Source organism: Peptoniphilus grossensis, assembly GCF_001940285.1.
Taxonomy (GTDB): Bacteria; Bacillota; Clostridia; order Tissierellales; family Peptoniphilaceae; genus Peptoniphilus_A; species Peptoniphilus_A faecalis.
This window is the reverse complement of record NZ_MJIH01000001.1, coordinates 641,562-664,875: the sequence shown is the minus strand read 5'-3', so window position 1 is coordinate 664,875 and position 23,314 is coordinate 641,562. Positions and strand designations below refer to the sequence as shown.

The following is a 23,314-nucleotide window of genomic DNA, read 5'->3' as shown; positions in this document are numbered from 1 at the left end:
CTAATGGCTAAGTCATTTAGGTTATTTTAAAATTACGATGAATTTGCGGGCATCTTTAGGTGCTCGCTTTTTTAATTTACGGAGGTGCTTAGAAATTAAAGAACTTCAAATTAATGAAGAGATAAGGGAAAAGGAAGTCAGATTGGTAGATGATGAAGGTAATCAATTAGGTGTTGTGCCTAAGTTGCAAGCCATTGATTTGGCTATATCTAAAAAACTGGACTTAGTGAATGTTGCGCCAAATGCAAAACCACCAGTATGTCGTTTAATGGACTATGGTAAATACAAATACGACACGGAGAAAAAAGAAAAAGAAGCTAAGAAAAAACAAAAGGTGATCAATATTAAGGAGCTTAGATTCACTCCAAATATTGAAGATCATGACTTGAATACTAAAGCCAATAGAGCTATTGATTTCTTAAAAAATGGTGATAGAATTAAGGTTTCAGTTAGATTTAGAGGTAGAGAAATGGGTCATACTGATCTTGGAAAAGAAGTTCTCGATAAGTTTTATGATTTAATTTCTGAGTATGGAGTTGTGGACAAAAAACCTAAAATGGAAGGAAGAAATCTTGTGATGTTCCTTTCAGAGAGAAAAGACAAGGATAAGTCTGATAATTAAGGAGGATTTTTATGGCAAAAATGAAAACTCACAGAGCTTCCGCGAAGAGGTTTAAGAGAACAGGTTCTGGAAAGCTTAGAAGATTTTATGCTTATAAAGGACATTTAACTGGAAAGAAAACTGCTAAAAGACTAAGAAAACTTAGAAAAGGTAGTTTAGTTTCTAAAGGTGATCAAAAGAGAATTGATCACATGATCCCTTAATAGGAGGTAAAGATGGCTAGAGTAAAAAGAGGCGTTAACGCTAAAAAAAGACATAATAATATCCTAAAACAAGCTAAGGGATATTTTGGTGCTAAATCAAAATTATTTAGAACTGCTAATCAAGCTGTTATGAAATCTCTTAACTATGAATATATTGGTAGAAAGCAAAGAAAAAGAGATTTTAGAAAACTTTGGATTACAAGAATTAATGCTGCTGCAAGACTTAATGGAATGAGTTATTCAAAATTTATCAGTGGTCTTAAGAAAGCTAATGTAAATATAAACAGAAAAATGCTTTCTGAAATGGCTATTAATGATCCACAAGGCTTTGCAAAATTAGTTCAAATTGCAAAAGAACAATAATAATGCTCCCTTTTGGGAGCTTTTTTGCATAACAAATATATGAATACATTATAATGAGGGTACTATGATTAGAAAATTAAAGAAGAATCCGCCTCTAATAGTTTGCCTTTCTTTTTTTGCGTTAATTTTTTTGGGAGCATGTCTATTAGATCTTCCAATTGCAAGTATGAATGGTGAGAGGATTGGATTTTTAGATGCATTTTTTACATCTACATCGGCGTCTTGTGTTACAGGACTTATTGTTGCAAACACGGCGAGTCAGTGGACTGCTTTTGGCAAAGTTGTAATTATTCTTTTGATTCAAATTGGTGGGCTTGGCACAATGGTATTTTTGTCCCTTGTTGCTATGGTGTTTAACAAGCGAATTGGAATTACAGAGAGAAGAATTATAAGAGAACAAACGAATGCAGACACAAGCAAGGGAATTATTAGACTTGTAATTTATATTATAAAATTTAGTTTAAGCGTTGAGTTAATTGGAGCAATTTTACTTGCTACAAAATTTATTCCTGATTTTGGCATTGAAAAGGGAATTTTATTTTCAATTTTTCATTCGATTTCTGCTTTTTGTAACGCAGGGTTCGATATTACAGGAAATTCTCTTGTAGACTATGTATCTGATTTCACAGTGAATATTGTAATTTCCCTTTTAATAATTTTTGGAGGATTAGGTTTTACGGTGTTTATTGATATTTTTAGAAAGAAAAATTTTAAAAATTTGAATTTACACTCAAAGATAGTTATTTCAGTAACTGCAATACTTCTTTTAGTTGGGGCAATTGCTTTTTTCTTAATAGAAGGTAATAGTGCTGCTATGGAAGGTTTGACATTAAAGGGAAAAGTTTTATCATCTTTTTTTATGTCAGTTACAGCAAGGACGGCTGGATTTAATTCTATTGATATTTCAAAAATGCAAGAAAGCTCTTTAATTGTAACTATTATGTTGATGTTTATCGGTGCATCTCCAGCATCAACTGGTGGTGGGATAAAGACAACAACTTTTGGAGTTTTATTATTTTCCACTATTTCGTTTTTAAGAGGAAACAAAGAGACAGAAATATTTCACAAGACAATATCTCACGAATCACTTATTAAATCACTTTGTATATTTACCTTGAGTTCTACCTTGGTAATTTTTTCTTCTCTATTGATTACAATTGATGAGCAAGGAAAATTTTTATACTTGGACATTCTTTATGAAATAGTATCTGCTTTCGGAACAGTTGGTATTAGTAGAGGCATTACTGCAAATTTAAGTTCTCTTTCAAAAATTATTTTAATAATTTTAATGTACCTTGGAAGAGTTGGAGCTGCAACTTTAGGCATTGGTATTTTAAATAGAAAAACAAAAAAACATACAAAATATTCAGAAGGAAAAATTATAGTGGGGTAATTATGAAGACATTTATTGTATTTGGCTGCGGAAGATTTGGTTCAACTGTTGCCACAAGATTATATGATTTAAAAAATGATGTTGTCATTGTAGATAATGATGAAGAAAAAATTGATGCGATTTCACAAAATGTTACTGAAGCAATTATATGTGATCTTGAAGATGAAAAATCAATGATAGAACTTGCGCTAGGAAATTATGATATTGCAATAGTTGCTATTGGAGAAAATTTGGAAGCGGCTATTATGGCAGTCCTTGCATCAAAGGAAGCGGGAATTGAAAAAGTTATTGCAAAAGCACCTAATTATAGATTTGGCAAAATTTTATTAAAATGTGGTGCAGATAAAATTATTTTTCCTGAAAGAGATATGGGATATAGGCTTGCAAATAATTTGTCAAATGATTCTTTATTAGATTCTAATGAAATTTCTAAAGGCTATACAATTTTTGAGTTTAAAGCAAGTGCAAAGATGAATGGAAAAGAAATGAAGGACTTAAAACTTAGAGAAGATTATAATTTTAATGTTCTAATGGTTAAGAGAGATGGGGAAAATTTTGTAAACCCAACTGCCTCTTTTAAAGTCAAGGAAGAGGACACTTTAACGGTTTTAGGATCAGAAAAAGATATTAAAAAGTTCACAGAGAACAATTAATTTTATGGCTACAGATTTAATTTTGTAGCCTTTTTTGTTCAAAAATTAAGAAATTTGAATTATAAAAATTTACTTTATTTACAGAATCAAACTTTTAAATTACAATTAAATTAATACATATGAAAAGAGGTAATCTAATGAAAAATCTAAAAAAACTTTTGCTTGTTGGTTTAATTACAACTTTTTTAGTCGCCTGCAACAAGACAAGCTCTACTAATAAAACAAAAGAAGAGCCACCTAAAGAACCAGAAAAAATAGTTTATTACACACCACTTACTCATGAAGAAAGAGAAGACAAGGAGCAAGAAAAGAATAAAATCTTTGCTGTTATGCTAGACAATCACGACGATGCAAGGCCACAAGCACAAATTTCTAAAGCCGACATAATATACGAGTATAGGGTTGAAGGTGAATACACAAGATATATGGCACTTTTCCAAAGTAATTTACCTGAAGGTGTGGGACCAGTTCGCTCTGCAAGACCTTACTTTGTACAGACTGCGAAGGAATACAATGCAATATATGCTCATTGGGGTGGATCTGAAGCAGGACTTGCTGAAGTTAGACATAGAAATGTCGTCGATCTCGACGGAATTGCCCTAGAAGGAATTGTTTTTCACAGGAACAAAAATGTTGGAAAGCGTGCACCACACAATGGATACATTTCACTTCCTGAACTTGAAAATTATTTGATAAAAAAGGGAATTGATGTAAAGGACAACACTGCATCACTTAATTTTTACAATGAAGACGAAAATATTGCTGGAGAAGATGTAAAGGAAATAACTTTAAACTTCAACAGAAATTATAAAACTAATTTTGTATACGATGAAGAAAATGGTAAATACAAATATATTCGTCAAGGACAAGTTGTAACTGATGAAGCAAGTGGCGAAGAATTTACAACAGATAATTTAATAATTTTGTTCCAAAAGGGTGTGGTAGCTGGGCCTAAGGGTACTTTAAAACTTGCAAACATAGGAGCTGGCACGGGGCTTCTTCTTCAAAGGGGAAAACTTGCACCAATTACATGGGAAAAATCAAATGAGGATGCGAGGACAATTTTTAAAGATGCTGAAGGTAAGGAAATTAAATTTTATCCTGGAAGAACTTTCGTATCTATAGTTGACGAAGAAAAAGACGCAGTTTATGAAAAGCCACAGGCAGAAAATCCTGAAGGAGAACAAAACCCTAGTTCAAATGCAAAAGTTGAAAGTGAAGGCGTAAAAAAATGAAATTTTAAAAATCTTTCTTTTGGGTAAATATTTTTTGAGGTGATATTATGATTAATATGACAAAAATTGATTATGTTATAAATACAACTGGAGCAAGGTATGAAATAGTTAGAAAAGCACTTTTAGATAGTGATGGCGATGTAGATCTTGCCATAGAATTTATAAAAGAAGGAAGGTATAAGGAAAAAGTTGAACCTTCCAAGGTTTTTGAAAGCGAAGAAGAAAAAGCATCTTATGAAAATAGTGAAAATAAAAGTGGCAGAGAATATATCGACGGAGTTATAAAGTATCTTGATGAAATTGTTGATGCAATAAAAGAAATTTGGAGAAAGGGAAATGCAAGTAGACTTCTTGTTGAAAAGGGCAATGAAACAGTTCTCTCTCTTTCATTAACAACATCTGCAATTGGAATGATTTTAGCACTGCCGGCATCACTTATTGGAATTTCCGCAGCTTATATCTATGACTATTCCTTTAAAATTGTCATGGAAAATGGCGAAGTAATTGATGTAAAAGAGTATTTAAAGGACAAGAGTAAATTTTTATAAAACTTGAATATTAAAGCCCTTAGGGGCTTTTTTCTTTAATATTGCGAGGAGAAAAATGGTAATTACAAGTAAAAATAACGATACATATAAATTTTTAAAAAATTTAAAAGAAAAAAAATATAGACAAGAGTATGGGCTTTTTATGGTGGAAAAACCTGTTGTAATAGAAGAAGCAAGGGACTTTGTGCCAAAATACATTGCTATAAATGAGTCTTCCTATAAAGAAAATAAATTTAAAGATATTATAAAAAATATTGAGGAAGAGAATATATATATTTTTTCAGATAATATCTTTAAAAATCTTTGCGACACAGTAACATCTCCAGGCATAATTGGATATTACAAAGAAGTTCACAGAAATTTTGAAAAAAAGCATGGTAAATTTTTATATTTAGATGATATTAGAGAACCAGGAAATTTAGGAGGAGTTATTAGATCTGCTCATGCCTTTGAACTTGATGGAATAATAATTTCACCAAACTCCTGCGACCTTTACAATCCAAAAACAGTTAGATCTTCTATGTCTTCTATTTTTAGAGTTCCAATTTATTTTATGAGTAGAGAAGATTTAGTAGATTTAGATTTTAATATTATTGCAACAGCCCTTAATAGTTCAACTTCCATAAGGGATTATAAATTTAAGGATAAAGACATCGTGGTAATAGGAAATGAAGCAAAGGGAGTTTCGGAATTTTTAATGGATAATGCAGATAGCTATTTGAATATTCCAATTAGTAAAACTGTGGATTCATTAAATGCAAATGTTGCGGCATCAATTATAATTTACGAGATGATGAAATGAATTATGTAATAGTAGCAGAAAACTTTCCTGAAAAATCTGCAAAAAAATTAGAAAAATATGGAACAATAATTAGAACAAAGAAAAATAAAAAAGTAATGGAAGGGCTAAACACACATCCTGATATTTTAGTTCATCCGCTGCCCAGCGGAGAGATTGTGGTAGATAAAGACAACTTTGACTATTACAAAGAAATTTTTAAAGATAGAAAAATTATTTCATCTCATTCACAATTATCTGGCAAATATCCAAGGGATGTAGCACTAAATGCCTTTACTTTTAAAAATTATTTTATTCATAATTTAAAACACACTGACAAAAAACTTCTTGAATATTATAAAGAAAGAGGATATGAATTAACCCATATAAAACAGGGGTATTCAAAATGCACTACACTTGTAACAGAGAATTTTTTAATAACAAGTGATGGAGGAACTTATGAGAAATTAAGGGATATTCTTCCAATATATAGGATAAATCACAAGGAAATAAAACTTCAAAACTTTAATTATGGCTTTATCGGCGGAGCAAGTGGAAGTCTTGATAAAAAAATATTTTTCACTGGTAGCATTAAAGAGCACAGTTCCTACAAAGAAATTATGAAGATTATCGAAAAATACAATTATGAAATAGAAATCCTTTCAAAGGAACCTATTGAAGATTATGGCTCTATTTACTTTATATAAGGGGATTGTGCATAATAGAAAACTCTATTTTACTAGTCAAATTTATTAAGTATTTGAATTAGCTATTATATTTTTATTATAATTAATTGTATCAAAAAAGCGAGGACATTAGCTTCCTCGCCTTTTTTGTGGGCTTTGCAATAGCACTATTTAATATAGTATTGGGATATTTAAAAACTTATATTATTTATTTAATTTTTGAGTAATTTTTTTATACAAAAACTTATCATCCAGATAATCAAACATTAACTTGCTAAGTACGTCTTTAAATTCAAAATCTTCTTTATCATAGGATTCTTGAGAAATGCCTGAAAAGTAAACCATCTCTATTAAAAGTCTGTTATTGTTACTATTACAGCACATATATTTAGTCTTTTCTTCAAATACAAAGAAGAGAAAATTACCCCACTCACTTTCAAGGGGATCTATATAATCTATACTTTTTTCATTTTCTATAATTTTAAAAACACGAAATGACATATCTTTTATCTCAACATTTAATTTTGAATTTTTTACGCAATATTTTGCATTTGTTCTATGCATTTCTTTTTTATAAGAAGGTAATTCTGAGAAGTTAATTTCAATAGTATCAAATTTATTTTTAAGATAATCGATTATCTCTTCAGAACTTCTCTCACCAATAGGAATTAAATGCTTGAACATTTTCACTTGAATATGATAACTCATTTTACTTTTAGATAATAAAAATTATTTTATACCAACAAGACCGAGATGAAGATCTGCGGGCAACCAATAACCACGATTCATATTATATTCCTTTAGATTTGAAAATCTTAGGATGACATTTTTTTGAGTGTAAGGTATAGATACAGCACCTAATTTTACTGAACCCATAGTAGAGCCGCTAGTTTTGATAGTTTTTCCACTTCGAGAAACAGATGCTTTTAATATTGTTTTACCATATCTATTTCTAGAGAGTTCATTATTATTATTATTATAATTCGATATATTTCCTATTTCAATTTCAAAACTTTCTTTATCTTGATAATTTTCAATAGGAATAATTATAATTTCTTCATAATTTTTATTTTTTTCTAGGGTTTCTCTATTTGCTGATACTGGCGTAAATATAGAAAACACTAAAATAAATATTATAAAAAAGTTAAAAATTTTCTTTTTCATAAAGTGCTCCTTTCGCATTAAATATCCTAATAGATATTAACAAATTACTATGATAAAAGCATATCAAAATAACCACTTAATATCAACAATTAAATATTTATAATACTTGAAAAATAATAAAAATATGATATAATAAAAATAATTTTTAAATAAACTTTGATAAGAAGAGTAAATTATATAAAATTTTAAGAGAGGAAATGGAAGGTGCAAATTTCTAATTTTATATTTTTGAAAACTAACTTGGAGTTCCATAGCAAACTATGGCGTAAGGATGCGTTAAATCCCTTGAGTTTAATTAAGGTGGAACCACGGTCATCGTCCTTTGGGATGATGACTTTTTTTATTTATTAATTTTAGGAGGAAAAAATGATTATTAAGTTACCAGATGGATCACAAAAGGAATATGAGAGTGGAGTAAAGGTAAAAGAAATTACTGGAGACATCTCACAAGGACTTCTTAGGGATTCTCTTGGAGCAGTTGTAAATGGTGAAATACTTGGACTTGACGACGAAGTTTTCGAAGATTGTGACTTTAAAGTTGTAAAATTTGAAGACATTGAAGGGAAGAAAATTTTATGGCATACTGCATCGCATTTAATGGCTTATGCAATTCAAGAACTTTATCCAGAAACAAAATTTGCAATTGGACCTTCAACTGAAACAGGATTTTATTATGATTTAGATCTTGAACATAGATTTGTAGATGAAGACCTCATGGCAATTGAAGACAAGATGAAAGAAATTGCTAAAAGGGATCTTCCAATAGAAAAAATTGAAATTTCAAGAGAAGAGGCAATTAATTATTTTAAAGAAAGGAAACAAGACTATAAAGTTGAACTAATTAAAGATTTACCAGAAGATGAAAAAATCACAATGTACAAGATTGGCGATTTCGTTGATCTTTGCAAGGGACCACATCTTCTTTCAACTAAAAAAATTAAGGCAATAAAACTTCTTTCAATTGCAGGAGCATATTGGAGAGGCGATTCAAAGAACAAGATGCTTCAAAGAATTTACGGCATTGCCTTTGAAAAACAAAAACAATTAGATGAATATATAAAAAGACGTGAAGAAGCTGAAAAGAGAGACCACAGAAAACTCGGTAGGGAACTTGACTTATTTAGTATGCACGAAGAGGGACCAGGATTTCCATTCTTCCATCCAAATGGAATGATTTTAAGAAATAATCTTCTTAACTGGTGGAGAGGCGTTCTTGAAGAAAATGGATATGGCGAAATCCAAACTCCAATTATCTTAAACGAAGCATTATGGCACAGATCAGGTCACTGGGATCATTACAAAGACAATATGTACTTCACAAAAATTGACGGTGACGACTACGCAGTAAAACCAATGAATTGTCCAGGATCAATTTTAGTTTATAATTCTAGCAATCACTCATACAGAGATCTTCCAATTAGACTCGCTGAATATGGAATTGTTCATAGACACGAACTTTCTGGAGCATTACACGGATTATTTAGAGTAAGAACTTTTACTCAAGACGATGCCCATGTATATTGCTTATTCTCACAAGTTAAAGATGAAGTATTTAAGATGATAGACCTTGCAGATTATTTATATTCAACTTTTGGATTTAAATATTCAATTGAACTTTCAACAAGACCAGATGATTTCATGGGAGATCTTGAATCATGGAATTTAGCTGAAAAATCACTTAAAGATGCACTAGAAGAAAAGAATCTTCCATATACAATTAATGAAGGCGATGGAGCATTTTATGGTCCAAAGATCGACTTCCACCTAGAAGACGCAATTGGAAGAACTTGGCAATGTGGTACTATCCAACTTGACTTCCAACTTCCAGAAAACTTTGACTTAACATATGTTGACGAAGATGGAGAAAGGAAGAGACCAGCAATGCTTCACAGAGCATTACTTGGCTCAGTTGAAAGATTTATGGGTATACTAATTGAACACTTTGCAGGTAAATTCCCACTATGGTTATCTCCAGTACAAGTGGAAGTAATCCCTGTATCTGACAAATTTAAAGATTATGCACAAAAAATTGCAGATGCACTTCATGCAGAAGGCCTTCGAGTTCATCTTGACGCTCGTGCAGAAAAAGTTGGTTATAAAATTAGAGAAGCACAAGTTAAGAAAATCAATTATATGCTAGTAATTGGAGAAAAAGAAGAAACTTCTGGCAAACTTTCTGTTAGAAAGAGAAATGGAGAAGAAGTAGCAGATGTCGATTTAGATGAATTTATAGCATCACTTAAAGAAGAAATCAAAAATAAGACTATCACTGAATAATTTTAGAATTAATATTGAAAGTTTTATAATATAAAGATAAAGTGTAAGCAGGCGAGAGTCTGCTTATTTTTTATAAAATCATATTAGTTCTAGATAATTTATTGCAACAAGTTTAACAAAAAATTCACATGCAAAATATTTTTCATAACAGAAAATATAAAAATCGTAAAATTTCTTTACAAAGATTAGTTCGTGTGATAAAATACATTGATGTAACCGCACAGAATAGGTTTTAAACTAGAGTGCCTATAATGGCGAGTCTTGTAATGAGGAGGTGCTACAATGTACGCAATTATTGAAACAGGTGGAAAACAATATGTTGTTGAAGCTGGCGACAAAATTAAAGTTGAAAAATTAGATGCAAAAGAAGGCGACAATGTAACTTTTGACAAAGTTCTTTTCGTATCTGGAGATGAACCTAAAATTGGTGCTCCCTTTGTTGATGGTGCAAAGGTTGAAGGCAAAGTATTAGCTCAAGGCAAAAACAAAAAAGTTATTGTTTATAAATACAAATCTAAGAAAAATGAAAGAAAGAAAAATGGACACCGTCAACCATACACTTTAGTTGAAATTTCAGGTATTAACTAATGACTAATATAGACCTTTACAAAAAGGGTGATTATTATTATGGATTTAAGTCTTGTGGACACGCTGAGGGAGAATTTGATAAAATTGTCTGCTCTAGTATTTCAACCCTCACTCAAACTTTTTATTTTACACTTATAAATAAATTGGGAATTAGTGAAAGTGAAATTGTGGACACACAAGGTGACGGATTGTTAAAAATAGAAATTTTAAATAGTAATGTTTTTAAAAGAAAAGATATTCAAATTTGTTTTGAATTTATGATAATGGGAATCGAGCTTATTGATGAAGCTTACCCAGAATATTTGACACTAAAGAATGTGGAGGTGTAAAATGATTAAATTTGATTTATTACTTTTTTCTTCAAAAAAAGGAGCAGGTTCTTCTAAGAACGGTCGTGACTCAAACTCAAAGAGACTTGGAGTTAAAAGGGGAGACGGTCAATTTGTACTAGCAGGAAATATTCTCGTTAGACAAAGGGGAACTAAAATTCATCCAGGTGAAAATGTTATGAGAGGTTCAGATGACACTCTATTTGCCACAGCTGATGGAATTTTAAGATTCACAACTAAGGGCAAAGGCGGAAAGAAATTTGCTAATGTTTACGAAAAAGAAAAAGTTGAATTAGCATAAAGATAAAGCAAGGGGAACCTTGCTTTTATTTTTTGTTTTATTTCTTTATAAAACCTAAAAATTTCACCAAGATTTTACATATTTAACATAAGGTTCAAGTTTTCACTACAATTCTGTGTTAATTCTATGATATAATTTTAAAAAATGCGAGGTAAAAATGTTTATAGATATAGCAAAAATAAAATTAAAAGCTGGAAAAGGTGGAGATGGTGCTGTCGCTTGGAGACGAGAAAAATATGAACCAGCTGGAGGACCTGCTGGTGGCGATGGTGGACGAGGCGGAAATGTAATTGTAATGACGGACTCTGGACTTCACACCTTGATGGATTTTAGATACAAAAGAGAATACAAGGCCGAAAATGGACAAAAGGGCATGAACAAATTAAAATTTGGAAGAGATGGCGAGGATATAATACTAAAAGTTCCCGTTGGCACTCTAATTAGAGATGCAAACACAAAGGGAGTCATCTACGATTTAAAGGAAAACAATATGTCTGTAACTGTATGTAAAGGTGGCAAAGGAGGACTAGGAAATGCTAGGTTTAAAACTTCTACAAGACAAGCACCAGCTTTTGCACAAGCTGGAAATATTGGAGAAGAGAAGGAAGTAATATTAGAATTAAAACTTCTAGCCGATGTAGGACTTGTTGGGTTTCCCAATGTAGGAAAGTCAACGCTTCTTTCCATAGTAACATCTGCGACTCCAAAGATTGCAAATTATCACTTCACGACACTTACGCCAAACCTTGGAGTTGTAAAAATTGGAGAAGGTGAATCCTTTGTAATTGCAGATATTCCTGGACTTATCGAAGGTGCATCAGAGGGAATTGGTCTTGGCGATGAATTTTTAAAACATGTTGAAAGAACTGGAATTTTAATTCACGTCCTTGATATTTCTGGCTCTGAATACAGAGATCCTGTTGAAGATTTTTATAAAATCAACGAAGAACTTGTAAAATATAATGAAAAACTTGGCGAAAAGAAGCAAATTATTTTTGCAAACAAAATGGATATGCCGGGAGCCGAAGAAAATTTAAAAAAATTAAAAGAAAAACTTGGCGAAAAATATGAGATTATTGAAGGATCTTGTGCCACGACAAAAAATTTGGACAAATTAATGAAGCTAACATATAATAGTCTAAAAGAAGTAGATTACAAAAATCACGAAACTTACGATGAAGAGCATGTTGAGGAAATTACACGAGAAGAAGGGATAAAAGTATTTAAAGATAATGGCGAATACTTTGTTGAAGGACCTTATATTGATAAACTTATTCGCTCGACAAATTTTGATGATTACGATTCACTTAAATATTTCCAAGAAAATCTTAGAAAGAATAAAGTTGTTGAAAAGTTGGAAAAACTTGGCGCTGAAGATGGCTGTTCAGTATTTATCGGCGGTTATGAATTTGAATTTTTTGAATAAAATATATAGGAGAAAGAATGTTAACAGGAAAACAAAGATCATATTTAAAGAGCCTTGCTCACAACATGGATCCACTTATCCAATTGGGAAAAGATGGCATAAATGAGGGATTTTTAAACCAAATAGATAAACTTTTAGAGGATCATGAAATTGTTAAAATAAAAGTTTTGCAAAATGCACCAGTTGAAGTTGAGGAAATAGTTGACGAAATAATAGAGGCAACAGGTGCTGAATTTGTACAAAAAATTGGCAAAAAACTTACAATTTATAGAGAGTCTAAAGAAAATAAAAAAATAGAATTATAATGAAAAAGTACGGAATTTTTGGAGGAACCTTTAATCCCATCCACTACGGTCATTTAATGATTTGCGAATATTTGAAGGAAGAGCTTAATCTCGATAAAGTTATTTTTATTCCAACTGGCAGTCCTCCACACAAGGACTTATATGTATCAGCAAAAGACAGGTACGAGATGGTAAAACTTGCTATTTCATCTAATCCAAGTTTTGAGATAAGCAACATAGAGACTAATCGTGTGAAATTATCCTACACAGTTGATACAGTTAAAGAACTGAAAAAAATTTATAAAGAAGAAAAATTATATTTTTTAATTGGTCTCGACACTTTGTTTGAACTTAAAACATGGAAAAAGATCGAAGAGCTTTCCAAAGAAATTGAATTTGTAGTGGCACTTAGACCTAAATATATTGACATTGAAGAGATTAATAGAGAATTAAAATTTTTGCAAGAGAATTATAACACAAAGGTAAAAATAATCCACACGCCTCTCTATGAAATTTCTTCTACTGAGCTTAGAGAGAGAATCAAAGATAAAAAATCTGTAAAATATTTAATTCCTGAAAAAGTAGTGAATTATATTAAGGAAAGCGGGTTTTACAAAAGTGAACTATAACTTAAAAAAATATGAATCAGAAATTCGCAAAAGAATTGGTGAAAAGAGATTTCTTCACACAATTAGAGTTAGAGATACATCAATTGAACTTGCAAAAATTTACCATGTAGATGTGGAGAAAGCAGAAGTTGCAGGTTTTTTACACGACTGTGCAAAAATAAAGGATAAAGGCTGTCTTATAAAGAAAGCTAAAGAAAATGGACTTCTCCTTACAAGAGAAATGCAAAAAGCTCCACAAATTATCCATTCATATCTTGGTGCATTGTTCGCAAATAAATTTTATGGCATAGAAGACGAAGATATTTTAAATGCCATAGCCTATCACACTACTGGCAGAGCAAATATGTCTGATCTTGAAAAAATAATTTTTTTGGCAGATTATATTGAGCCAATGAGAAATTTTGACGGCGTGGAAAAAGCAAGGGAGCTTGCAAAAAAAGATTTGGACGCTGCCATGTATTTCGCACTAAATAACACTCTAAAATTTTTAGTAGAAAGGGACAGATACATTGTTCCGATGACTGTTCTTGCTAGAAATTTTTATAAGGAGATAGATACATGAAAAGTTTTTTTAAAGCCTTTATCACAACAATAATTGTGATTTTAATATTGGCACTTGCTGGCATCGCAGGATATTTTTATTTCATCGGAAATGAAGATATTAACAAGGTGGATCAAGGAGGAGAAGACCTCCAATTTTTAATGCTTGGAGTCGATTCCTTGGACTCAAAAAAAGCAGATAACGCAAGGTCTGACACCATTATGATAGTAAATGTTGATGGAGAAAGCAAAAAAGTAAATATTATTTCTATACCTAGAGATACTTACACAAAAATCAAAGGATATAAAAAGACAAAGATTAACCACTCCTTTAAATACGGTGGAAGTGAACTAACCCTCGACACAGTGAACAATCTCCTTGGCACAAATATAAAATATTATGTAACAGTTGATTATAGGTTCGTAGAAGATGTAGTAAACAAAATTGGAGGAGTAACAGTAGATGTTCCAATTGATATGAAATATGAAGATCCCACGGCGGATCCCCCTTTAAAGATAGACATTAGAGAAGGGACACAGACATTAAAGGGATATGATGCCATTGGATTTTTGAGATTTAGAAAGGGCTACAAAGATGCCGACCTTGGAAGAGTAAAGGCACAACAACAATTTATGTCAGCGCTTTTGTCAAAAATGAAGGAGCCAAAAACATTAATTAAGTCGCCTCTACTTCTCGGATCTTATATAAATTATTCTGAAAACAATATACCAGTAAAAAAATTGGTGAAAATAGCAATAAATATGCGTGGCATAGGAACAGAAGATATCACTACAAATACACTTCCTGGAACGCCAAAATATATTGGGGGAGTATCTTACTTCATACCAAATGAAAATAAAATAAAGGTAATGCTTTTAGAAAATAATTTTAAATAGGAGGTAAAATGACAGTACAAGAAAAGTTAGATATTATTATTAAATCATGTGAATCAAAAAAGGGAATTGATACAAAAGTTTTGGATATAAGGGGAATGACTTCTATCGCAGATTATTTTGTAATCGTAAGTGGAAATTCATCAATACAAGTAGATGCTCTAGCACGTGAAATTGACGAAAAACTATCAGAACAAGGTGAAGCACCAATTCACAGTGAAGGAAAAAATTCTAGTAGATGGATAATTTTAGATTTTGGTGATATAATAGTACATGTATTCCACAAGGATGAAAGAGAATATTATAATCTCGAAAGATTGTGGGAAAATGACGAAAACAAAGAAAACCATGACCATGAAAATGAGGAGGAATAATAATGGTTAAAATTCTACACACAGACAAAGCACCTGCAGCAGTAGGTCCTTATTCACAAGCTACAGAAGTAAATGGATTTATTTTTACATCAGGACAACTTCCACTAATTCCTGAAACAGGAGAACTTATAACTGACGATATTAAAAAAGCAACTGCTAGAAGTCTTGATAATATCAAAGCAATCCTAGAAGAAGCAGGATCAAGTATGGATAAAGTTGTAAAAGTAAATATATTTTTAGATGACGTAAAGGATTTTGCAGCAGTAAATGAAGTGTATTCAGAGTATTTTTCTGAACATAAACCAGCAAGATCATGTGTTGAAGTAGCTAAACTTCCAAAAAATGGTCTTCTTGAAATTGAAGCAATTGCAGTAAAATAAACTTTATATGGACCCTTCGGGGTCTTTTTAGTACCATAAATAGTGTAAGAAAGGAAGTAATTCCTATCTTGCACTATTTTTGTATAATGAAGAAGTAGTATGACGAGGGTCTTTTAGGGTTAAAATATCCGTCATAAAAACTGTCAACTACCTTTTCATTATTCATATTCGGTTAAGCAGGTTGGGCAAAACGTCCGTGTCACGAGCTAAAAAGAGTGTAATGGTGCAGGTAGAAACTACAAAATAAAAAGAAAGAGGTAAAAAATATGATATCTGTAGGAATAGACATATCAAAAGAAAAAATTACAGTTTGTGCATTAGAACAAGGAAGCAAAATAATCTGGAAACCATTTGATGTTTATCTAAACAAAAGTAAAGTAGAAGAACTTCTAGAGAAAGTAAAAGAAGAAATAAAAATAACAATAGAAGCAACAGGAAAATATCATCTACCAATACTTTATGAATTAAAAGATAGAGGGTATTTTGTAGCAGTAATAAATCCACTAAAAATGAAACAATTTTGCCGAGCATTAAACTTTAGGAAAGCAAAAAATGACAAGATAGATGCAAAACAAATAGCAGAATATGGATTAATGTATTGGAAAGAATTAGAAGAATACAAGGTAGATGAAGAAAACTACAGAGTCCTAAAAGAATTAAATAGAAGCTACCAACATTACATGGATCTAAGAATCGACCAAATGAACTACATAGATCAAACAATACATCAAACATTTCCAGGCATAAAAAAACTAATACCACATAATTCAGGAGACTTTTCAAAAGACAAACTATTAGACTTTTTAGAAAAATGGTGGCATAAAGACCTAGTACTAGAAAAAACAGAAGAAGAATTTACAGAAGAATATAAAAGGTGGGCAAAAGAAAAGAGATACCATCCAAATGCAAACAAAGCAAAAACCATTTACAAATTAGCAAAGGACAGTATCTCAACACAGCCTTCCCATAACTCAAAAATAGAAACGAATATCAGAGAAGGAATAAACCTGATAAAACAAATAAATCAGATTCTAAATAGAATTTTATCACAAATGATAGAAATATCCGAGCCCTTAGAAGAATATCAAGAAGCAAAAAAATTCTCAGGCATATCAGAAAAATTAGCAGTACAAATAGTAGCAGAATTTGGAGCCCTATCAAAATTTAAAAACAAAAAAAGCCTAATATCCTTTATAGGAATAGACGCACCACCATATGAATCAGGAAACTTTAAAGCAGATCAAAGAAAAATAAGCAAAAGAGGGAACGCAATACTAAGAAAAGTAGGCTACCAGGCAATGAAGTGTATGATGAGTGCAAAAGATCCAGAAAACGAAATATATAATTACATGATTAAGAAAGAAAAAGAAGGAAAAGCCAAAAAAGTTTGCAAATTTGCAGGTTTAAACAAATTCTTAAGAACATACTATGTAAAAGTTATGGTATCAAAACAAGAAAATAAGTTGTTAAAAGTAGCCTAGAATCAAGAATATAATGATAAAAAAATAAGCCGATAGTAACCGGTTTATTTGTTGTGCTCAAATTTAAACTCTAATTAACAAGGAGAAAAGCTAAATTAATTTTGCTTTTCTCCTTGACTATTGTTAGCAGGTTTTATTTCAGAATATTTGATAAATAAACTTAAAGTTTCAATATACTTCAAAAAAATATTTAATAATTTTTAAAAATAATGTTGTAATTTATTAAAGTATGTGATATATTTCAATTACAGACGGAAATACGAATTAGTTCCTAAGTACGAATAAACTAATAAAGGAGGTTTCAAGAATTTATTTAAATATAATAGGATTTTGTATAACCGTTATTATCTAATGAAATGAGGTTTTATTGTGAATAAGAAAGAGGGAATATTTAAAAAACTTGTAGATGATTTTATAGAATTATTATCATCACTATTTTTACCATTTATTAACCTGATGATATCAACGGGGATTATAAAGGGAATAATTTCACTGTTATTGGCAACAAATGCTATTGACCAAACTTCTTCTACATATGAAATATTAAATGCTATTGGGGATGCTTTCTTCTATTTTATCCCTGTATTTTTAGCAATAACAGCGGCAAAAAGGTTTGGGGTAGAAACATTTACGGCAGCATTAATAGGATGCATATTACTTCATCCATCAATGACAAATTTAATGAGTTCAGATGGGACAGTAACTTTCTTTAATTTAGAAGTTCCAAAAGTAATATACTCTAGTTCTGTTATCCCTATAATATTAGCGATATATTTTACAAAATACGTTCAGAACTTCTGTTATAAGATCATACCAGAAACTTTTAAGGGATTATTTACTCCACCAATTTGTTTGTTAATTGTTACGCCTGTAATCCTATTTGTATTTGGACCAATTGGAAAAGTTGCTGGATCATGGTTAGCTAGTGGATATGAAAATATTTATAATTTGAGCCCACTTATAGCTGGAATAATCGTAGGTAGTTTACAACCGTTTATGGTTATGTTTGGTTTGCACTGGGGATTATTTACAGTAGCAATTAATAATATATCCTTAGTAGGATATGACACAATTTTAGCTTTGTTTGGTGCGGCTATATTTGCTCAAGGTGGAGCAGCATTAGCGGTTGCATTTAAAACTAAAGATAAGAAATTTAAGTCTCAAGCAATTTCTGCTGGACTTACAACACTGCTAGGTATTACAGAACCTGCAATGTATGGAGTTAATTTAAAACTTAAGAGACCTATGACCTGTGCTTGTATTGCAGGAGGAGTAGGAGGAGCAGTTGCTGGAATGTTTGGATGTAGAGCTACTTCATTTGCTTTACCAGCACTTACAACGCTTCCAGTGTTTATGAGTAACGCTTTTATACAGTTTTTAATATCTCTAGTAATAGCGTTTGGATTGGCATTTGTTTTAACTCTATTTTCCTATAATAAAGATTTAGAGAAATTAGAAAATGAAACTGAGGAAGAAGTTTAAAATTTGTTTAAGGTAAATTTTTTAAAATAAAAACTATGGAGGGTACGATTATGAAAAAAATTGACGCACACGCACACATCTTTGAAAGTATTAGAAGCTTTGGTAAAAACGGTGAATTTAGACCGTTAGGAAATGGACTTTGCCGTTGGGCAAATGGTGATGAAATGGCAATTATTCCAAAAGGATATGGAGATAAAGAATTTGTTGCTGAGTCATTATTAAGCATCATGGATGAAAATGAAGTTGAAAAAGCAATTTTATTACAAGGAAGTTTATATGGTTTCCAAAATGAATATGCTATTGAAACAGCTAATAAATATCCAGATAGATTTAAAGCAGCTGTAACACTAGATCCTCACTGTAAGGAAGTGGATTCGATTCTAGATAGATTAATAAATGATCTAAAGGCTAAAATATTTAAATTTGAAATCAGTGTTGGTGGTGGAATGATGGGTTATCACAACAACTTTATTATCGATGACCCAATGATGACTAAGATTTATGACAGAATTGCTGAAGAAGAAAATATGACTTTAGTATTAGATATTGGAAGTCCTTCAATGGCAAGTTGTCAACCAGAAGCAGTGTATAGAATTGCAAATAAATATAAAAATCTAAACATTGTAATCTGTCACTTATTGGCTCCTACATTAGAAGATGGAGATTATTTAGAAAAAGCATTACCACTTCTAAAACATGACAATGTTTGGATTGACCTTAGTGCATTACCTTGGAACGTTGCTCCTGAAAAATATCCTTTCCCAACAGCTCTAGAATATATAAAATTAGCAAAAGATATTTTAGGAACTGAAAAGATTCTTTGGGGTACTGACACACCTACTGTAATGACTAAGTTCTCATATGAAGACCTGTATAAATTTATAACAGAATCAGACGTGTTCACTGAAAAAGAACTTGAAGATGTATTTTACAATAATGCATTAGACGCATATTATTTAAAATAATCTATAAAAAGTATAAAATAAAATTATAGACTAGAAAAACTGACAATCCCGTCGCCTATTGTGGGCGAGGGGATGTCTTGCTTAACAATTAGTAGACGTTGAAAGGATTAAGATGGAAGCAAAAATAATAACACCAACAGTTACAATCTTTGATAATAATGGAAACATTGATATAGAAGGTAATAAGTTGCTAATTCAACACTTAATAGACAATGGTGTAAATGGAGCAGTACCACTCGGAAGTAGTGGTGAATTTACCGCATTATCAATGGACGAAAAGAAAAAGCTAATAAAACTTTATGTAGATGAATCTAAAGGGCAACTTGAGTTAATCCCTGGAACAAGTTCTCTTAATGTAGAAGAATGTATAGAATTATCTAATTATGCAATCTCATTAGGAGTCAAGGGAGTTTTAATACCTCCTCCATTTTATTACGGGATAAGTCAAGAGGAGGCTTTCCATTATTATGATGTGCTTGCTCAAAAAATAGATGGAAATATATATATTTATAATTTCACTGCAAGAACTGGGTTTGATATGAATGCTGAAACAACATTCAATCTTGCCAAAAAACATAAAAACATTAAAGGTATGAAGGACTCAACAGCAAATCTAACTCACACAAAAGAGGTTATTCTAAAAGCTAAAGAAATTAGAGATGATTTTGAGGTATATTCAGGATTTGATGATCATTTTGTTCCAAATGTCATAGCAGGAGGAAGCGGATGTATTGCTGCTATATCAAACTTTGAGCCTAAGTTGTGGTCAGAGTGGGTAGAAGCAATAAATAATGGGAACTTTGAAGAAGTTAAGGCAATAGGTAATATAATTGATAGACTTATGCCACTTTATAGTGTTGAAAAGAATTTCTCTCATATATTTAAAAAGTTTTTAATTGATGATGGTCTTAAAATAAACGATTATACGATATTCCCATTTGAGGAATTAAGTGAACAAAACTATGAGTTTGCAAAAAAATTAAGAAACAAGGTAATGGATGGGAGGTAATCATGAAATACGCTCTTAAAGTTGATGATAAAGATAATGTGGTTACAGTATTAAGCCATATAGAAAAAGGCGAAACTGTAAGCTATTTAGATAATGGAGATACAAAGGAAGTTGTGGCACAAAATGATATTCCAATATATCATAAAATAGCAATAAGAGACATAAAAATGGAAGAAGATATTGTAAAATATGGAGAACATATAGGAAGAGCTAGTAAAGATATTATTAAAGGATTTCATGTTCACACACATAACATTAAAGATCACAGAGAAAATCTTGAAGAAAAAGAATGAGGTGGTATAGTGAGAACTTTTTGGGGTTATAAAAGAAAAGACGGTAGAGTTGGGATTAGAAATCATGTTTTAATATTACCAGCAAGTATATGTGCATCAGACACAACAAGATTAATTTCACGAGGAGTTCAAGGTACAGTAACATTTAACTTGCAACTTGGATGCTCACAGGTAGGTGCAGATCTTGATTTGACTCTAGATACTCTAGCAGGGTATGGTGCAAATCCAAATGTTTATAGCGTAATAGTTGTGGGTCTTGGCTGTGAATCGGCCCAAGCTAATATTGTTAAAGAAAGAATATTAGAAAGAACTAACAAACAAGTAGAAACTCTTATTATTCAAGAGGAAGGTGGCACTCTAAAGACCATAGAAAAAGCACAAAGACTTGCAAAAAAAATGGTTGGCGAAGCTGCATTAATTAGAAGAGAAGAATTCCCACTTTCAGAGCTAATTCTTGGAACAAATTGTGGAGGATCTGATACAACATCAGGACTTGCAGCAAACCCAACAATTGGAAAAGTTAGTGATAAATTAGTAGAAATGGGTGGAACTTCTGTACTTTGTGAAACTACTGAATTTATTGGAGCAGAACACATTCTTGCTAGAAGGGCAAAAAATAAAGAAATTCATGATAAAATTTATGAAATTATTAAAAACTATGAAACTAAAATAAAGAATGATACAGGGCTGGATGTTCGTGACGGAAACCCTTCACCAGGAAATAAAGAAGGTGGACTTACTACCTTAGAAGAAAAATCACTTGGATGCATTCATAAAGGGGGAACTTCCAGCATTAACAATCTTTACGATTATTCTCAACAAATTAAAGGAAAAGAAGGACTTGTAATTATGGATACGCCAGGAAATGATGCTTCGTCTGTTGGGGGTATAATTGCTGGAGGATGTCAATTAGTTGTATTTTCTACAGGTAGAGGAACTCCAACTGGACATGCCATAGCGCCTGTTTTGAAAATTACTGGAAACAGCGAAACCTATGCTAAAATGAGCGACAACATAGATTATGATGCAAGCGGAATAATTACAGAAAACAAGGAAATTGAGCAAGCAAGTGAAGAATTGCTAGACTTAATTGTGGAAGTATGTAACGGAAAACAAGTTCAGGCAGAGCTTCTTGGTTATACAGAAACAGCAATTCAAAGAGCATCTGCTTTTGTTTAATTATAATATTAAGAGCCTTCGGGTTCTTTTAATATTTTTAGGGTTAATATATAATATAAAATAATAGTTATAAAATCTTTGATAAGGAGAACAATATGCATAAGCCAACTGAAAGAGTTCTTAGAATACTTTTAACTTTAGCTTCTGAAAAAGAAGATCTTACATTAACAGAAATCTCTGAAAAAACAAAAATACCTAAGAGCACTATATCACCAATACTCTCGACTCTTGTGGATATGAGGTTTTTAGCCAAAAAATCTGAAATGAAGTATAGGATTGGAATAAATTCCTTCATAGTAGGCGAGGCATATATAGAGTCAACATCTTTTCTTGAGATGATAAAATCCTATATGACAGAAGTAGTTAAGGAATGTAACGAAATATGTCAATTAGGGATACTACAAGATAATAAGGTTTTCTATATTGCTAAAAAAGATCCAAAACAATCAATTCAGCTAATGAGCTATGTTGGAAAATTTTTACCAATTTATTCAACAGCACTAGGAAAAGTTTTGGTTTACAAAAACAGTGAAGAAGAAATTAAAGACATTGTTGGAGATAATATGGTTCCTTTGACAGAGAGAACTATTACAGATATAGATGATTTTTTGAATGAAATAGAGACTGTGAAAAATAATGGGTACTCATTTGATTTACAAGAAACAAGTTTAGATTCAAAGTGTGTTGCCGTTCCGATAGAAAAGGGTGGAAAAGTAATTGCCGCTATGAGTGTGTCGATTCCAAACTTTAGAAGTACAGATGAAAAATTAAAGAATGCTATTCAAGTTCTATTAAAATATAAAAAAGAAATAGAAAGTTATTTCACTCACAATATTTATAATGAAGAAGATTTAATCTAAACTAAAAAGAAATAGTAACCAAGCTCTTCTGTCTCAAATAAACAAAAAGTCAAATTTAGGCCTTAGTAATCATACAAGGGTCTTTTTTAATATCAACAGCAAAATAAAAGTATTTTTTATTTGTATTTTATATCAATAAGAATTTAATCGGGAAGAAAAATTAGACTTATTAAATCTAATAAAAGTTGAAGATACTCCTTATTATAAATATTTTATAGATGAGTAAAATATGTGCTTGCATAAGTTAAATAAATGTAATATTGTAAGATGCATTTTAAAAAGCAAGCAAAAGAAAATATTTACAACTAAACTTAAACAAAGAAATTAAAAAATTAATAAATAATATATAAGTTAAATTAAATGCTTGGAAGGAGTTTT

29 protein-coding genes and 2 other annotated features are annotated in these 23,314 nt (G+C 31.2%); of the genes, 27 read left to right on the top strand and 2 right to left on the bottom strand.

Translation table 11 applies throughout. The annotated features are described in order from the left end of the window. Positions 1–37: 37 nt before the first annotated feature. The 9 genes from infC (at position 38) to BIV18_RS03165 (ending at position 6,502) form a co-directional block, all read left to right on the top strand. Positions 38–622 carry a translation initiation factor IF-3 gene (gene infC / locus BIV18_RS03205; RefSeq protein ID WP_075659267.1) on the top strand — a complete coding sequence of 195 codons (585 nt, stop codon included), beginning with the start codon at positions 38–40 and terminating at the stop codon, positions 620–622. Between the two features lie 11 nt (positions 623–633). Then, the gene (rpmI, locus tag BIV18_RS03200) at positions 634–825 is read left to right on the top strand and encodes a 50S ribosomal protein L35 (RefSeq protein ID WP_019107680.1); all 192 of its coding nucleotides are present in this window, start codon (positions 634–636) and stop codon (positions 823–825) included. Positions 826–837: 12 nt separating this feature from the next. Beyond that, complete coding sequence (gene rplT, locus BIV18_RS03195) at positions 838–1,188, top strand: 50S ribosomal protein L20 (RefSeq protein WP_075659266.1); 351 nt, start codon at positions 838–840, stop codon at positions 1,186–1,188. Positions 1,189–1,252: 64 nt separating this feature from the next. Further along, positions 1,253–2,581, top strand: a complete 1,329-nt coding sequence (locus BIV18_RS03190) for a TrkH family potassium uptake protein (protein WP_075659265.1) — start codon at positions 1,253–1,255, stop codon at positions 2,579–2,581. Between the two features lie 2 nt (positions 2,582–2,583). After that, positions 2,584–3,234 carry a potassium channel family protein gene (locus BIV18_RS03185; protein WP_075659264.1) on the top strand — a complete coding sequence of 217 codons (651 nt, stop codon included), beginning with the start codon at positions 2,584–2,586 and terminating at the stop codon, positions 3,232–3,234. 137 nt (positions 3,235–3,371) lie between these two features. Further along, positions 3,372–4,469 (top strand): DUF3048 domain-containing protein, encoded by a 1,098-nt coding sequence (locus tag BIV18_RS03180; RefSeq protein WP_075659263.1) that lies wholly within the window; start codon positions 3,372–3,374, stop codon positions 4,467–4,469. 47 nt (positions 4,470–4,516) lie between these two features. After that, positions 4,517–5,017: a DUF4342 domain-containing protein gene (locus tag BIV18_RS03175; protein ID WP_075659262.1), complete on the top strand. Its 501-nt coding sequence runs from the start codon at positions 4,517–4,519 to the stop codon at positions 5,015–5,017. Between the two features lie 55 nt (positions 5,018–5,072). Then, a complete protein-coding gene (locus BIV18_RS03170; protein WP_075659261.1) occupies positions 5,073–5,819 on the top strand; it encodes a TrmH family RNA methyltransferase in 747 nt (248 codons plus the stop codon). Then, positions 5,816–6,502 carry a DUF6873 family GME fold protein gene (locus BIV18_RS03165; RefSeq protein WP_075659260.1) on the top strand — a complete coding sequence of 229 codons (687 nt, stop codon included), beginning with the start codon at positions 5,816–5,818 and terminating at the stop codon, positions 6,500–6,502. The genes BIV18_RS03170 and BIV18_RS03165 overlap by 4 nt, the downstream gene beginning before the upstream one ends. Before the next feature lie 183 nt (positions 6,503–6,685). On the opposite strand, the gene BIV18_RS03160 is transcribed toward BIV18_RS03165, so the two are convergent. Further along, positions 6,686–7,171, bottom strand: a complete 486-nt coding sequence (locus BIV18_RS03160) for a hypothetical protein (protein WP_144015195.1) — start codon at positions 7,169–7,171, stop codon at positions 6,686–6,688. Between the two features lie 39 nt (positions 7,172–7,210). After that, positions 7,211–7,645 (bottom strand): hypothetical protein, encoded by a 435-nt coding sequence (locus tag BIV18_RS03155; RefSeq protein ID WP_075659258.1) that lies wholly within the window; start codon positions 7,643–7,645, stop codon positions 7,211–7,213. Between the two features lie 147 nt (positions 7,646–7,792). Then, positions 7,793–7,971: a binding site (T-box leader), on the top strand. A 40-nt stretch (positions 7,972–8,011) separates the two neighbouring features. Here BIV18_RS03155 and thrS point away from each other — a divergent pair. The 18 genes from thrS to BIV18_RS03065 all read left to right on the top strand — a co-directional run bounded on the left by thrS (position 8,012) and on the right by BIV18_RS03065 (position 22,936). Next, the gene (thrS, locus tag BIV18_RS03150; RefSeq protein ID WP_075659257.1) at positions 8,012–9,922 is read left to right on the top strand and encodes a threonine--tRNA ligase; all 1,911 of its coding nucleotides are present in this window, start codon (positions 8,012–8,014) and stop codon (positions 9,920–9,922) included. 204 nt (positions 9,923–10,126) lie between these two features. Then, positions 10,127–10,194: a sequence feature (ribosomal protein L21 leader region), on the top strand. Positions 10,195–10,204: 10 nt separating this feature from the next. Beyond that, on the top strand, positions 10,205–10,510 hold the full coding sequence (gene rplU, locus BIV18_RS03145) for a 50S ribosomal protein L21 (RefSeq protein WP_075659256.1): 306 nt from the start codon (positions 10,205–10,207) through the stop codon (positions 10,508–10,510). Continuing rightward, entirely contained in the window at positions 10,510–10,839 is a 330-nt protein-coding gene (locus BIV18_RS03140; RefSeq protein ID WP_075659255.1) for a ribosomal-processing cysteine protease Prp, read from the top strand. Before rplU ends, BIV18_RS03140 begins: the two co-directional genes overlap by 1 nt. A 1-nt stretch (position 10,840) precedes the next feature. Next, positions 10,841–11,140, top strand: coding sequence for a 50S ribosomal protein L27 (gene rpmA, locus BIV18_RS03135; protein ID WP_075659254.1), 300 nt, complete (start codon positions 10,841–10,843; stop codon positions 11,138–11,140). A 157-nt stretch (positions 11,141–11,297) separates the two neighbouring features. Beyond that, positions 11,298–12,566: a GTPase ObgE gene (obgE, locus tag BIV18_RS03130; protein WP_075659253.1), complete on the top strand. Its 1,269-nt coding sequence runs from the start codon at positions 11,298–11,300 to the stop codon at positions 12,564–12,566. Between the two features lie 17 nt (positions 12,567–12,583). After that, positions 12,584–12,871, top strand: coding sequence for a ribosome assembly RNA-binding protein YhbY (gene yhbY, locus BIV18_RS03125; protein ID WP_075659252.1), 288 nt, complete (start codon positions 12,584–12,586; stop codon positions 12,869–12,871). After that, positions 12,871–13,479 carry a nicotinate-nucleotide adenylyltransferase gene (gene nadD, locus BIV18_RS03120; protein WP_075659251.1) on the top strand — a complete coding sequence of 203 codons (609 nt, stop codon included), beginning with the start codon at positions 12,871–12,873 and terminating at the stop codon, positions 13,477–13,479. Before yhbY ends, nadD begins: the two co-directional genes overlap by 1 nt. Further along, a complete protein-coding gene (yqeK, locus tag BIV18_RS03115; RefSeq protein ID WP_075659250.1) occupies positions 13,469–14,041 on the top strand; it encodes a bis(5'-nucleosyl)-tetraphosphatase (symmetrical) YqeK in 573 nt (190 codons plus the stop codon). Before nadD ends, yqeK begins: the two co-directional genes overlap by 11 nt. Then, positions 14,038–14,916 carry an LCP family protein gene (locus tag BIV18_RS03110; RefSeq protein ID WP_075659249.1) on the top strand — a complete coding sequence of 293 codons (879 nt, stop codon included), beginning with the start codon at positions 14,038–14,040 and terminating at the stop codon, positions 14,914–14,916. The genes yqeK and BIV18_RS03110 overlap by 4 nt, the downstream gene beginning before the upstream one ends. Before the next feature lie 8 nt (positions 14,917–14,924). Continuing rightward, complete coding sequence (gene rsfS / locus BIV18_RS03105) at positions 14,925–15,287, top strand: ribosome silencing factor (protein ID WP_075659248.1); 363 nt, start codon at positions 14,925–14,927, stop codon at positions 15,285–15,287. A gap of 2 nt (positions 15,288–15,289) precedes the next feature. After that, on the top strand, positions 15,290–15,667 hold the full coding sequence (locus BIV18_RS03100; RefSeq protein ID WP_075659247.1) for a RidA family protein: 378 nt from the start codon (positions 15,290–15,292) through the stop codon (positions 15,665–15,667). A 266-nt stretch (positions 15,668–15,933) separates the two neighbouring features. Beyond that, the gene (locus BIV18_RS03095; RefSeq protein WP_075659246.1) at positions 15,934–17,148 is read left to right on the top strand and encodes an IS110 family RNA-guided transposase; all 1,215 of its coding nucleotides are present in this window, start codon (positions 15,934–15,936) and stop codon (positions 17,146–17,148) included. Between the two features lie 369 nt (positions 17,149–17,517). Beyond that, the gene (locus tag BIV18_RS03090) at positions 17,518–18,630 is read left to right on the top strand and encodes a PTS transporter subunit EIIC (RefSeq protein ID WP_202968681.1); all 1,113 of its coding nucleotides are present in this window, start codon (positions 17,518–17,520) and stop codon (positions 18,628–18,630) included. Between the two features lie 50 nt (positions 18,631–18,680). Beyond that, positions 18,681–19,595, top strand: coding sequence for an amidohydrolase family protein (locus BIV18_RS03085; RefSeq protein ID WP_075659244.1), 915 nt, complete (start codon positions 18,681–18,683; stop codon positions 19,593–19,595). A 112-nt stretch (positions 19,596–19,707) separates the two neighbouring features. Then, on the top strand, positions 19,708–20,604 hold the full coding sequence (locus BIV18_RS03080; protein WP_075659243.1) for a dihydrodipicolinate synthase family protein: 897 nt from the start codon (positions 19,708–19,710) through the stop codon (positions 20,602–20,604). Between the two features lie 2 nt (positions 20,605–20,606). Then, complete coding sequence (locus tag BIV18_RS03075) at positions 20,607–20,897, top strand: UxaA family hydrolase (RefSeq protein WP_075659242.1); 291 nt, start codon at positions 20,607–20,609, stop codon at positions 20,895–20,897. A 9-nt stretch (positions 20,898–20,906) separates the two neighbouring features. Then, positions 20,907–22,076, top strand: a complete 1,170-nt coding sequence (locus tag BIV18_RS03070; protein WP_075659241.1) for a UxaA family hydrolase — start codon at positions 20,907–20,909, stop codon at positions 22,074–22,076. A 95-nt stretch (positions 22,077–22,171) separates the two neighbouring features. After that, positions 22,172–22,936, top strand: a complete 765-nt coding sequence (locus BIV18_RS03065) for an IclR family transcriptional regulator (RefSeq protein ID WP_075659240.1) — start codon at positions 22,172–22,174, stop codon at positions 22,934–22,936. Positions 22,937–23,314 lie beyond the last annotated feature (378 nt).